This is a genomic window from Quadrisphaera sp. RL12-1S (assembly GCF_014270065.1).
Taxonomy (GTDB): domain Bacteria; phylum Actinomycetota; class Actinomycetes; order Actinomycetales; family Quadrisphaeraceae; genus Quadrisphaera.
The window spans coordinates 25586-36647 of sequence record NZ_JACNME010000021.1 but is presented as its reverse complement, the minus strand read 5'-3'; the positions used below and the strand labels follow the sequence as shown (position 1 = coordinate 36647).

Sequence of the window (11062 nt, the reverse complement as noted above, 5' to 3'; positions counted from 1 at the left end):
CCGAGCCCCCACCGCCGGCGCGGCCGCCAGCGGTGGGGGCTCGGGCCGCGGCCGCCAGGGCGGCCAGGGCGGCCGCCGCGGCGGCCAGGGCAGCCTCACCTCATATCGCTGAGCCGTCCTTTCGATATTCGGTGAGGGCAGCCTCACCGAATATCGAAAGAGGGGCCTGATCTATCACGAACGGCCGCTGACCTGGGGTGTTGCATTAGAGATTCCGGGTCGGAGCCGATATGGTCATGGACAGGAATTCACCGTCCTGACTCCCTGGAGGTCACCGTGGCCACGCTCGAGATGCCCGCCGTCACCGAGTGCACCGTCGCCGGTTGCTCGTACAACCACGACGGCTGCCACGCCTTCGCGATCACCGTCGGCTCTGCCGACGGGTCTGCGGACTGCGGGACCTTCATCCCGCTCAGCCGCAAGGGCGGCCTGGACAAGGTCGTGGCCCAGGTGGGCGCCTGCTCGCGCAGCAACTGCGCGTTCAACGCCGACCTCGAGTGCACCGCCAGCTCCATCCGCGTGGGCGCCGGCGCGAGCGGTGCCGACACCGCGGCGTGCCTCACCTTCCAGGCCTCCTGAGCCGCCCGCGCCCGGCACCCGGGCGCACCAGCACCACCCGGACCGCCGGTCGTCGCCCGTGGGCGACGGCCGGCGGTCGTCGTCCACGGGGGGTGCGCGTCCGTGGCACCAGCACCCGGGAGACTGGTCGGGTGCGCGCGTGGGTGGTCTGGGGCGTCGGCGTCGCGGCGTACGTGGTGGCGGTCCTGCAGAGGACCTCGTTCGGGGTCGCGGGGCTCGACGCGGTCGACAGGTTCGGCACCACAGCAGCCGCCGTCTCCGCCTTCACCGTGCTCCAGCTGCTCGTCTACGCCCTCCTCCAGGTGCCCGCGGGAGTGCTCCTGGACAGGTTCGGCACGCGCCGGCTCGTGGTGGTCGGCGGCCTGCTCATGGCGGCCGGCCAGCTGGTGCTCGCCGTGGGCGAGGTGCTGCCGCTGGCGGTGCTCGGCCGCGTGCTCGTCGGCGCCGGTGACGCCCTCACCTTCATCAGCGTGCTGCGACTGGTGGGCGCCTGGTTCCCCGCCCGCCAGGCCCCCGTCATCACCCAGCTCACGGGCCTTCTCGGCCAGCTGGGGCAGGTGCTCTCCGCCGTCCCGCTCGTCGCGGTCCTCTCCGGGCCGGGGTGGACGCCGGCGTTCGCGTCAGCGGCGGCCCTCGGAGTGCTCGCCGTCGTCCTCGTGGCCCTCGTGGTGCGCGACGCCCCGGGCGTGCGCAGCCGCTCGGGGCCGCCGCTGAGCTGGTCCAAGGCCGGTCGGGACCTGGTGCGCGCCTGGCGCCACCCCGGCACCCGCCTGGGCCTGTGGAGCCACTTCGCCACGCAGTTCCCCGGGACGGTGTTCGCCCTCATGTGGGGCTTCCCGTTCCTCGAGCGCGGCGAAGGCGTCCCGCAGGCCGCGGTCAGCGCGCTGTTCACCTCCTACGTGGTCGCGGGGCTGGTGGCCGGGCCGCTCCTGGGCGTCCTGGTGTCCCGCCACCCGCTGCGCCGCTCCTGGCTGGTGCTGACCATCGTGGCCGCCAACGCGGCCGCCTGGACGACGGTGATCGCCTGGCCCGGCCCCGCGCCGCTGTGGCTGCTGGCCCTGCTCGTGCTGGCGCTGGCCAGCGGTGGACCGGGCTCGATGGTGGGGTTCGACTACGCCCGCACCTTCAACCCCGCGGACCGCCAGGGCACCGCCACGGGCATCGTCAACGTGGGCGGCTTCGTGGCGAGCCTGCTCACCGTCCTGGCCGTCGGGGTGGTGCTCGACGTCACCGGCGGCGACTACTCCCTCGGCGACTTCCGGGCCGCCTTCAGCGTGCAGTACGCCGTGTGGGCCGTGGGCCTCGTCGGCGTCCTCGTGACGCGCCGCAAGGTGCGGGCGCAGCTGGCGTCCGAGGGGGTGGTGGTGCCCCCGATCCGCGTGGCGCTGGCGCAGCGCTTCCCGAAGAAGGACCGCGCCGGCGCGGGCGTCAGGCGGGGCGAGGGGTGATGACCGGCAGCGAGCCGGTGGTGACCGGGTCCGGCGGGGCGATGTCGGAGGGTCGCAGCCGGTACACGCGCAGGTGGAGGTCGTAGTACTTGTCGGTCTCGCCGACCCACTCCATGCCCAGGCGCCGCGCGATCCACTCGCCGCGCTCGTTGCCGGGCCTGATGACGGCGAACACCTCGGAGGCGCCCTGCCGGAAGGCCCAGGCCGCCAGGGCCCGCGCGCCCTCGCTGGCGTAGCTGTGGCCCCAGTGCTCGGGCGCCAGCTGCCAGGCGATCTCCAGGTCCTCCCCGTGCGGCGGCATCGTGCGCAGCACCAGCGCGCCGACCACCACGCCGTCCTCGGAGCGGGCCAGGGCCCACCGGCCGACGAACTGCTCGACGTCGTCCCCCTCGCGCACCTGCTCGGCGCGCCACTGCTCCAGGCGGGCGGCCATGGCCTGCTCGTCCGGAACCGCGTCGGCCGCGGGCGCGAGCCAGCGGGACACCCTCTCGTCCCCGAAGACGGTGAGGGCGGCGGCGGCGTCAGAGAGCTCCCAGTCGCGCACGACGAGACGCTCGGTGGTCACCAGGTGGGTCACGCCGACACCGTAGCGCCCACCGCCGAGAGCGACAGCCGCGGAAGATCCACGCGTTGCCGGTCCGGACGTGGGTCACCATGCGGGGGTGCAGCCCACCCCCGCCGTCGCCGACGCCGTCCTGCTCGGCGGGGGCGGCGCCGGGACGGCCGTGCTGCACCACCTGGCGCTCCACCTGCTGCGACAGCCGCAGCGGCGGCCGCTGCGCGTCGTCGTCGTCGACCCCGTCGACCGGCTCGCCGAGCGGCCGGCGGACCGCACGTGGTGCTCGTGGCTGCTGCGCGGCAGCCGGGCCGAGGCGGAGCTGGAGCCCGCCGTGCACCGCTGGTGGCCGCGCGTGGAGGTGGTGGCGCCCGACGGCGCCGCAGCGCGCCTCGACCTCGCCCCGCTGCGCTACGCCATGGTGCGCGGGGAGGACTACTACGACCACGTGGCCGGGCTCGTCGCCCGTGCCGGCGACCGCGGTGCGCTGCAGCTGGAGCACCTCCCGCAGACGGCGCTGGCCGTCCGGGAGGACGCCACCGGCACCCGCGTGGTCCTGCCGGGTGGTGAGCTGCCCGCGCGCGCGGTGCTGGACTCGCGCCCCGCGCCACCGGCCCGGCCCGGCGCCTCGACCCTCGTCCAGCACTTCCTGGGCCAGCGGGTGCGCGGTCGTGACGGGTCGGTGGACCCCGACCGGGCCGTGCTCATGGACTTCTCCGTGCCGCAGCCGGAGGTCGGCCTCGCGTTCGGCTACTGCCTGCCCAGCGACGCCGCCACGGCCCTGGTGGAGCACACGGCCTTCGTGCCCGAACCGCTGGACGGCGCCGAGCAGGCGGCGGCCCTGGCCGCCTACCTCCCACGGGCGATGGGGACGACGACGACCCGCGAGCTGCTGGTCGAGCACGTCGAGACCGGGGCGATCCCCATGACCGACGCGCTCTTCCCGCAGCGCCCGCCCGCTCCGCCGGGCCTGCGCCGCAGCCGCGTGGTGAGGCTCGGGACGGCCGGCGGCGCGGTGCGCCCGTCCACCGGCTACGCGTTCACCGCGATGCAGCGCGCCGCGCGGGCCCTGGCCGGGCAGCTGGCCGCCGGCGTCCCCGGCGACCGCCTCGAGGTCCCGCGCCCGTACCCCCGCCGCCACGCCTGGATGGACGCGCTCGTGCTGCGGGCCCTCCTCGACGGGCCGCGGCACGGGGGGCTCGACGGGCCGGACTTCTTCGTGCGGCTCTTCGCCCGCAACCCCCCGCAGCGGGTGCTGCGCTTCCTGGACGGGCTCACCTCCCCGGCGGAGGAGCTGGCCCTCATGGCGACCTCGCCCCGCGCGCCGATGCTCCGGGCGGCCGCGCTCGACGCCGCCCGCCGCCTGCGGGGTCCGCGGGGCCCGCGGGGCCCGCGGTGAGGACGCGCCACCTCCTCCTGGGGGCCGCCGTGCTCGCGGCGCTGGCCGTGGCGCTGGGGACCGACGTGCTGGCTCACGGCGCCATCAGCCGCCTCGACGAGCCGGCGAAGGCGCTGGCCGAGCGGCTGCGCTCCCCGCAGCTCACGCCGGCGGTGCGGCTGCTCTCCGACCTCGGCACCACGGCCTACCGGACCGTGCTGGCGGCGGCGGTGTCCGTGCCCCTGGCGCTGCGCTGGAGGTCGTGGCGGCCGGTCGCCTGCGCGGCGCTCGTGGTGGCCGTCGCCCCGGCGGTCAGCGCCAGCACCAAGCGCCTCGTCGACAGACCCCGCCCGCCCGCCGCCGAGGCACTTGACCACCCGCTGGACCCGTCGTTCCCCAGCGGCCACGCGACGGCCTCCGCGGCGCTGGCCACCGGCCTGGCCGTGCTCGCCGTGGCCGCGCTGCGCAGTGCGGTCGCTCGGGTGCTGGCGGTGGCGGCCTCGGCGGCGTACTCGCTGGTGGTGGGGCTCTCCCGGGTCTACCTCGGGGCCCACTGGCTCACCGACGTGCTGGCGGGCTGGTGCACCGGTGCCGCCCTGGGGCTGGTGGTCGCCGCGCTGGTGCGCCCCTGGGACCGTCCACCACCACCACCACCAGCACCACGCGCCGCCGCCGGCACAGCGCCATGACCAGCAGCAGGGCCGCGGGGCCCACCCCGGGTCTGCGGGCGCTCCTGCCGCACCTGCGCGAGCACCGGGGCGCCCTGGCCGCCGCAGCGGGCCTGTCCCTCGTCACCGCTGCCACCGGGCTGGCCCAGCCGCTCCTGGTCCGCCGCGTCATCGACGCCGTCCAGGTGGGCGCCCCCACGGGAGCGGCCGTCGTCGCCGTCGTCGTGGTGCTGGTGGCGGGCTCGCTGGTCGGGGCCGTCCAGCAGTACCTGCTGCAGCGCACCGCCGAGGGCGTGGTCCTCGCCACCCGTCGCCGCCTGGTCGGTCGCCTGCTGCGCCTGCCCGTGGCGGAGCTGGCCGGGCGCCGCACCGGTGACCTCATCTCCCGCGTGGGCTCCGACACCACGCTGCTGCGCGCCGTCGTCACCTCCGGCCTGGTGGAGGTGGCGTCCTCGGCGCTGCTGGCGGCGGGCGCGGTGGTGGCCATGGCGCTGGTCGACCCGGTGCTGCTCGCCGTGACGCTGGTCGCGGTGGCCGTGGGCGCGGTGGCGGGCGTCGCCGTCGGCCGTCGTCTGCGGGAGCTGGCGCGCGCCTCCCAGGAGCGGGTGGGGGCGATGACGGCCGCCGTGGAGCGGGCCCTCGGCGCGGTGCGCACCCTGCGGGCCTCCGGGGCCACCGACCGCGAGGTCGAGGTGGTCGGCAGGGCAGCGGAGCAGGCCTACGACGCGGGCGTGCGCGCGGCCCGCGTGCAGGCCGCGATCTCCCCGCTCGTGGGTGTCGCGGTCCAGGGGGCCTTCGTGGCCGTGCTCGGCGTCGGCGGGTACCGCGTCGCCAGCGGCGCGCTGTCCGTGGCGGACCTGGTGGCCTTCGTCCTCTACCTGTTCCTGCTGGTGGTGCCGCTGGGCCAGCTCCTGGGGGCCTACTCCCAGCTGCAGCTCGGCCTGGGCGCGCTCTCCCGCGTCGAGGAGGTCCTGGCCCTTGACGAGGAGGACCCGGGGCCCCGGCCCGCCCCCGCGCCCCAGCGCGTCCCCGCGCCCCTGCTCGAGCTGGACGACGTCGCCTTCGCCCACCCCGGCAGCGACCGGCGCGTGCTGGAGGGCGTCTCGTTCCGCGTGGAACGGGGCACCCGGACCGCGCTCGTCGGGCCCTCGGGGGCCGGCAAGTCGACCCTGCTCGGCCTCCTGGAGCGGTTCGGCGACCCCGTCGAGGGCGGCATCCGCCTGGACGGCACCGACCTGCGCGACCTGCCGCGGGCGGCGCTGCGCGCCCGCCTCGGGTACGTCGAGCAGGAGGCGCCCGTGCTCGCCGGCACGCTGCGCGAGAACCTCCTGCTGGCGGCCCCGCGCGCCACGGACGACGACGTCGCCGACGTGCTCGCGGCCGTGGGGCTGTCAGAGCTCGCGCTGCGCTCCTCGCTGGGCCTGGACGCGCCGGTCGGGGAGGGCGGCGTGCTGCTGTCCGGGGGCGAGCGCCAGCGCCTGGCCATCTGCCGGTCCCTGCTGGCCCGTCCCGAGCTGCTGCTGCTCGACGAGCCCACCGCGAGCCTCGACGCCCGCAACGAGGCGGCGCTCGCGCGAGCCCTCGACGCGGTGCAGCGCCGCTCGACGGCGCTCGTGGTGGTGGCGCACCGCCTCTCGACGGTGGTCGACGCCGACCAGATCGTCGTCCTCGACTCCGGACGCGTGGTGGGGGTCGGCCGCCACGCGGACCTCCTGGTCAGCACACCCCTGTACCGCGAGCTCGCCGCGACGCAGCTGCTCGTGGCCGACTGAGGCCGTCCGCCCCGCCGGTCCCCGGGGGCGGTCACGGCGTCCGGCGTGCAGGCTCGTGAGGTGAGCACGCTCCCCGCCGACGACCGCTTCGCCCAGCCCTCTCCCGGCGACGTGGAGCACGGCCCCGCCGACCCCCTCGACGCCGGCGCCGGGCAGCCGCCCCTGCGGGTGGTGCTGCTCGACGTCAACGAGACCCTCAGCGACACCTCCGCCCTGGCGGCGGCCTTCCAGGACGCCGGAGCGCCCGGCCACATCGCGGCGGCCTGGTTCGCCGGGGTGCTCCGCGACGGGCTCGCGCTGACCCTGCACGGCGCCCCGGCCCGCTTCGCCGACGTCGCCCTGGCCGGGGCGCGCACGGCTCTCGCGGGCGCCGGCGTGGCCGCCGACCACGTCGAGGCCGGCGCGGTGGCCGTGGTCGACGCGGTCGGGTCGCTGCCGCTGCACCCCGACGTCGTCCCCGGGCTGGCGGCGCTGCGGCAGCGCGGGCTGAGGCTGGTGCCCCTGAGCCAGGGCGCCGGCGGCACCACCGACCGGCTGCTGCGCTCGGGCGGCGCCGGGGACCTCGTGGAGGGGGCGCTGTCGGTGGCCGACGCTCCGGGTGGCCTCTGGAAGCCGTCCGCGAGCACGTACGCCTGGGCCCTGGACCAGGTCGGTGCCTCCCCGGCCGAGGCCCTCCTCGTGGCCGTGCACCCGTGGGACGTCGACGGCGCGGCGCGCGCCGGCCTGTCGACGGCGTGGGTCGACAGGTCGGGCGGGACGCCCTACCCGCAGGTCATGGCGGAGCCGGACCTGGTGGTACCGGGCCTGGACGCGCTCGCCGACCTGCTGGGCTGACCTGCCGGGCCGACCCGCCGGCTGCCGCGGACCGGGTGCCGGAGGCCGCCCGGTCAGGTCAGCCCGAGCGGTCCCGCGAGGTACTGGTACCCGACGAACGCGACGACGTCGAGCAGCGTGTGGGCGACCACCAGCGGCATGACGCGGCGCGTGCGCCAGTAGACGAGGGCGAAGACCACGCCCATCACCACGTTGCCGAAGCCGGGGCCGTACCCCTGGTAGAGGTGGTAGCTGCCGCGCAGCAGCGCGCTGGCCGCCACGACCCACGCCACCGTCCAGGCCTGCGGAGACAGGCGGCCGAGCCACGCCGGGCGGCGCAGCCCGAGACGGGGCAGCCGGTCGAGGAGGTAGGCGACCACCACCACCTCCTCGAGCACGGCGTTCTGCGCCGCGGAGAGGACGAGCACCGGGACCGTCCACCAGTCACCGCCCAGCGCCGAGGCCTGCACCTGCGCGGTGATCCCGACGGCGCGCCCCAGGAAGTACAGGCCGAGCCCGGGGATCCCGATGGCGGCGGCCAGCCCGACCCCGTGCAGCAGGTCTCGGCCGGGGCGGCGCAGGTCGAAGCCGGTCCGGTGGCAGACCCGGCCCACCGCCGGGAGCAGCCGCCCGCGACCCGACGTGCCGCCGGCGAGCAGGAACAGGCACAGCAGGACCGGCACCAGGGCGAACCCGATGCCGAGCAGCTGGTAGGTGAGGTCGAGGTAGGGGCGCGGGCTGCGCGAGGGGTTGAGGGTGGCTGTGCCGGCGGCGACCCCGCCGGCAGCCGTCGCCAGGGCGATGAGCTGGACGACGGCGTACACGCCGGAGCGGCCCAGCGACAGCGCGGCCACGAGCAGGACCTCCCCGAGGACCCGCCCCCGGTCGAGCTGCTGCTCGGCGGCCTCCTCGACGGGCCCGGCGGCCTCGGAGCGCTCCACCTGCGTCACGGGCCCAGTGTCCGTGCGTGCGCTGGGAGCCCGCTGGGAACCCCGGTGGGGGACCCCAGCGCTCGGTGGTCTGCGGCACCCATCTGGCGGTCTTACCGTGGTGGGGTGAGCACCGGCATCGTGGGCTTCGTCCTGTGGGGAACGATCGTGGCCATCGCGCTCTTCGTCGCGCTGGTCGCCCGGTCCGCGTCCAAGGAGCGCCGCGAGGGTCCCCGCGAGCACCTGCGCGAGCCCGTCCTCAAGGGGTGGGACCAGGCGGTGCCCCCCGGCCAGGAGCGTCCCCGCCGCTGAGCGGTCGACCCGGTCCGGCCCAGGTGTCCGGACGGGGCCCGCGGGGTAGGGCGGAGACATGACCAGCCTCCCCAGCACGAGCACCACGGCCAGCGGCACCGGTGCGGTGCCCCTCGGTGACACCGGCATCGACCTGCACCCCCTCTGCCTCGGCGGCAACGTCTTCGGCTGGAGCGCCGACGAGGAGGCCTCCCGCGCCGTCCTCGACGCCTACGCCGAGGCGGGCGGCAACCTCGTCGACACCGCCGACGTCTACTCCGCGTGGGTCCCCGGCCACCACGGGGGCGAGAGCGAGACCGTGATCGGCCGGTGGCTCGCGGACCGCCACCCCGGGGGCGGGGCCGTGCACGTGGCCACCAAGACCGGGGCCGCCGAGGGCGCCGAGCTCTCGCCGTCCGCCGTCGACGCCGCCCTGGACGCCTCGCTGGGACGTCTCGGCCAGGACTCCGTGGCGCTGTACTACGCCCACCGCGACCAGGAGCACCGCCCGGTCGAGGAGGTCGTGAGGGCCTTCGCCGCCACGGTGACCAGCGGCCGGGCCCGCGCGTGGGCGGTGAGCAACTGGAGCGCCGAGCGCATCGACGGCGCCGTGGCCGCCGCCCAGGAGGCCGGACTGCCCGGCCCGGTCGCGGTGCAGAACGCCGGCAGCGCCGTGACCCGCACCGACCCGTCGGTGGTGGACGCCTGCCGCCGCCACGGCCTGCTCGCCATGCCCTACGGCGCGCTGGCCTCCGGCTTCCTCACCGGCAAGTACTCCCGCGGCGGGGAGGTGCCGGAGTCGGTGCGCGCCGACGGCGTGGGGAAGCGCTACAGCGACGAGCGCAGCTGGGCCGTGCTGGACGCCGTCCGCGCTGTGGCGCAGGCCCGCGGAGCGGAGCTGAGCACGGTGGCGCTGGCGTGGCTGCGCGCCCAGGGCGCGGTGCCCATCGCCTCGGCGCGCACGCCGCAGCAGCTGCCCGCTCTGCTGGCGGTCACCGCGGTGGAGCTGTCCGCCGACGAGCGGGAGAGCATCACCACCGCCGGCCTCTGACCGCGGCGGCGACGGCCCCGGACCCGCTCGGGTCCGGGGCCGTCCTGCCGCGGCGGTCGAGGTCTCAGACGGTGCGCGCGAGCTGCTCGGCGATGCCGGTGTAGGTGCCCGGGGTGAGCGCCAGCAGGCGGTCGCGGGCGTCGTCCGGCAGGCCCAGGCCGGAGACGAAGGCGCGCATGCCCTCGGCGTCAACGCGTCGACCGCGGGTCAGCTCCTTGAGGCGGGAGTACGGGTCGTCCATGCCGGGCACGCCCGCCACCGACGCCGCGCGCATGACGGACTGGACCGCCTCGCCGAGCACCTCCCAGTTGGCGTCGAGGTCCCGCGCGAGGGCCGCCGGGTCGACGTCGAGGCCGGCCAGGCCCTTGCGCACGTTGTCCACCGCCAGCAGGGAGTGCCCGAACGCGGTGCCGATGTTGCGCTGCATGGAGGAGTCGGTGAGGTCGCGCTGCAGCCGCGAGGTCACCAGCGTGGAGGCGAGCACGTCGAGCAGGGCGCTGGAGACCTCGAGGTTCGCCTCGGCGTTCTCGAAGCGGATCGGGTTGACCTTGTGCGGCATGGTGCTGGAGCCGACCGTGCCCTGGCCGCGCACCTGCGCGAAGTAGCCCAGCGAGATGTAGCTCCACACGTCGGTGCACAGGTCGTGCAGGACCCGGTTGAACCGCGCGACGTCGCTGTAGAGCTCCGCCTGCCAGTCGTGGCTCTCGATCTGGGTGGTCAGTGGGTTCCACTGCAGACCCAGGCCCTCTACGAACGTGCGGGAGACCTCCTGCCAGTCCGTGGTGGGCACGGCGACGACGTGCGCCGCGTAGGTGCCGGTGGCGCCGTTGAGCTTGCCGAGGAAGTCGGCGCGCTCCACCCGGCGCAGCTGGCGGTCCAAGCGGGCGGCGGTCACCGCCAGCTCCTTGCCCAGCGTGGTGGGGGTGGCGGGCTGGCCGTGCGTGCGGGCCAGCGCGGCGGCGCCAGCGGAGTCGTGGGCCATCTGCACCAGCTGCGCGTGCAGGGACCGCGCGGCCGGCAGCCACACCTGCTGCACGGCGCCGCGGACCATGAGCGCGTAGGAGAGGTTGTTGACGTCCTCGCTGGTCAGGCAGAAGTGCACCAGCTCGACGAGGTCGGCTGCCGACCCGCCGGCCAGCTGGCGGCGCAGCCACACCTCCACGGCCTTGACGTCGTGCACCGTCTCCCGCTCGATGGCCGCCATCTCCTCCACGACGCCAGCGCCGAACCCGTCGACCAGGCCGCGCACGGAGGCGACCTCGTCCTCGGTGAGGCGCCGCGCTCCCGGCACCGCGCCCGTGGCGGTCAGGTGCACCAGCCACTCGACCTCCACCCGCAGCCGCTCGCGGTTGAGGGCGGCCTCGGACAGGTGCTCCACGAGCGGGGAGACGGTGGCGCGGTAGCGGCCGTCGAGGGCCCCGAGGGCGTAGCCGGCGTCCGCCAGGGGCGCGGACGACGGCGCGGACGACGACGACGGCGCAGCAGCAGGCGTGGGAGTGCTCACGGAGCCTCATCCTCCCAGGCGCGAGAAGACCCCCGCGCCAGGTGGCGCGGGGGTCGTGGTGCGGGGCCCGGAC

The 11062-nt window shown here is 76.5% G+C and carries 11 protein-coding genes; 8 read left to right on the top strand and 3 right to left on the bottom strand.

From position 1 onward, the window contains the following. The first annotated feature begins 276 nt into the window (after positions 1 to 276). Positions 277 to 579 (top strand): DUF1540 domain-containing protein, encoded by a 303-nt coding sequence (locus tag H7K62_RS21270; RefSeq protein WP_186722534.1) that lies wholly within the window; start codon positions 277 to 279, stop codon positions 577 to 579. 131 nt (positions 580 to 710) lie between these two features. Next, positions 711 to 2027, top strand: a complete 1317-nt coding sequence (locus tag H7K62_RS21265) for an MFS transporter (RefSeq protein ID WP_370591891.1) — start codon at positions 711 to 713, stop codon at positions 2025 to 2027. Here H7K62_RS21265 and H7K62_RS21260 read toward each other — a convergent pair. After that, entirely contained in the window at positions 2008 to 2604 is a 597-nt protein-coding gene (locus H7K62_RS21260) for a GNAT family N-acetyltransferase (protein WP_186722532.1), read from the bottom strand. The two genes, H7K62_RS21265 and H7K62_RS21260, sit on opposite strands and share 20 nt — an antisense overlap. 85 nt (positions 2605 to 2689) lie before the next feature. Here H7K62_RS21260 and H7K62_RS21255 point away from each other — a divergent pair, with 85 nt between their 5' ends. The 4 genes from H7K62_RS21255 to H7K62_RS21240 are packed head-to-tail and all read left to right on the top strand — an operon-like array spanning position 2690 to position 7235. Next, entirely contained in the window at positions 2690 to 3982 is a 1293-nt protein-coding gene (locus H7K62_RS21255; protein ID WP_222438015.1) for a lycopene cyclase family protein, read from the top strand. Next, positions 3979 to 4650 (top strand): phosphatase PAP2 family protein, encoded by a 672-nt coding sequence (locus H7K62_RS21715; RefSeq protein ID WP_222438014.1) that lies wholly within the window; start codon positions 3979 to 3981, stop codon positions 4648 to 4650. Before H7K62_RS21255 ends, H7K62_RS21715 begins: the two co-directional genes overlap by 4 nt. After that, the gene (locus H7K62_RS21245; RefSeq protein ID WP_186722519.1) at positions 4647 to 6401 is read left to right on the top strand and encodes an ABC transporter ATP-binding protein; all 1755 of its coding nucleotides are present in this window, start codon (positions 4647 to 4649) and stop codon (positions 6399 to 6401) included. The genes H7K62_RS21715 and H7K62_RS21245 overlap by 4 nt, the downstream gene beginning before the upstream one ends. A gap of 60 nt (positions 6402 to 6461) precedes the next feature. Then, positions 6462 to 7235 carry an HAD family hydrolase gene (locus H7K62_RS21240; RefSeq protein ID WP_222438013.1) on the top strand — a complete coding sequence of 258 codons (774 nt, stop codon included), beginning with the start codon at positions 6462 to 6464 and terminating at the stop codon, positions 7233 to 7235. Positions 7236 to 7288: 53 nt separating this feature from the next. On the opposite strand, the gene H7K62_RS23210 is transcribed toward H7K62_RS21240, so the two are convergent. Then, entirely contained in the window at positions 7289 to 8074 is a 786-nt protein-coding gene (locus H7K62_RS23210; RefSeq protein ID WP_255480958.1) for a CPBP family intramembrane glutamic endopeptidase, read from the bottom strand. Between the two features lie 195 nt (positions 8075 to 8269). On the opposite strand from H7K62_RS23210, the gene H7K62_RS23205 reads away from it, so the two are divergent. Next, a complete protein-coding gene (locus H7K62_RS23205; protein ID WP_186722517.1) occupies positions 8270 to 8455 on the top strand; it encodes a hypothetical protein in 186 nt (61 codons plus the stop codon). A 58-nt stretch (positions 8456 to 8513) separates the two neighbouring features. Beyond that, entirely contained in the window at positions 8514 to 9485 is a 972-nt protein-coding gene (locus H7K62_RS21225) for an aldo/keto reductase (protein WP_186722515.1), read from the top strand. Between the two features lie 64 nt (positions 9486 to 9549). On the opposite strand, the gene purB is transcribed toward H7K62_RS21225, so the two are convergent. Then, positions 9550 to 10989 (bottom strand): adenylosuccinate lyase, encoded by a 1440-nt coding sequence (gene purB / locus H7K62_RS21220; RefSeq protein ID WP_186722513.1) that lies wholly within the window; start codon positions 10987 to 10989, stop codon positions 9550 to 9552. Positions 10990 to 11062: the final 73 nt, after the last annotated feature.